Origin of the sequence: Pelistega suis (assembly GCF_013133795.1) — a bacterium.
In the GTDB taxonomy this organism is placed as follows: domain Bacteria; phylum Pseudomonadota; class Gammaproteobacteria; order Burkholderiales; family Burkholderiaceae_B; genus Taylorella; species Taylorella suis.
The window spans coordinates 1-680 of sequence record NZ_JABGBN010000027.1 but is presented as its reverse complement, the minus strand read 5'-3'; the positions used below and the strand labels follow the sequence as shown (position 1 = coordinate 680).

At 37.4% G+C, this 680-nt stretch carries 1 protein-coding gene; it reads right to left on the bottom strand.

Features of this window, described 5'->3' with window-relative positions; genetic code table 11:
* On the bottom strand, positions 1–609 hold a 609-nt coding region (locus HKX39_RS10595; protein WP_171681287.1), incomplete at its 3' end, for a hypothetical protein.
* Positions 610–680: the final 71 nt, after the last annotated feature.

Here is a 680-nt window from a genome sequence, read left to right as displayed (position 1 = left end):
TAGGGTATTCTTTTTTATTTTTTCTTTAATGAGTTCCATCTCCTTTCGACGATGGGTTTGGCGGTCATTGAAAAAAGAAGGGGAACGATGCCATTCTTTAGGAAAGTTCCATTGCGTTGCTTCTGAGAATTGCGCTTTTCTACGCTCATAGTCTTCCAAAACCCCATCTTTAAAATACACCTCAAACCGAGGGTCTTGTTCACAAAATTTTAAAAACTCTACGCCGGTAGTAGGGTCTTCATTGAGCGCAATAATTCCGAACGAAGCATCATCATGAGGATACACGGCAATTTGTAATTTGGGATTGATTAGGAAGAAGGTCTGACCAACTACTAAATTAAATACCATATCAAGCATTACTTTTGCGAATGGCATATATAAGTCACTATCAAAAGTTAATATCAGAGATTCATACGGTGTAAATTCTTCCCAATCATCCAGCTCCTCATACTCTTGAGAGTGTGGCAAGAAAAACCCCAGCCTTTTACCGAGTCTATACTCTTGAAAATAATAAAAATATCTATTATTGCTACTCCTAGCATCGTTATACTCCAATGCACTGATAATCCAGAAGTCATTTTTAAAATCACCAAAAAACTTCTCAAACATAGCACACGAAATTTCTATAGAAGTAAGACCCTTTTCATAGGGTTCTGCGTACCCAATCCATCTATTGCTAC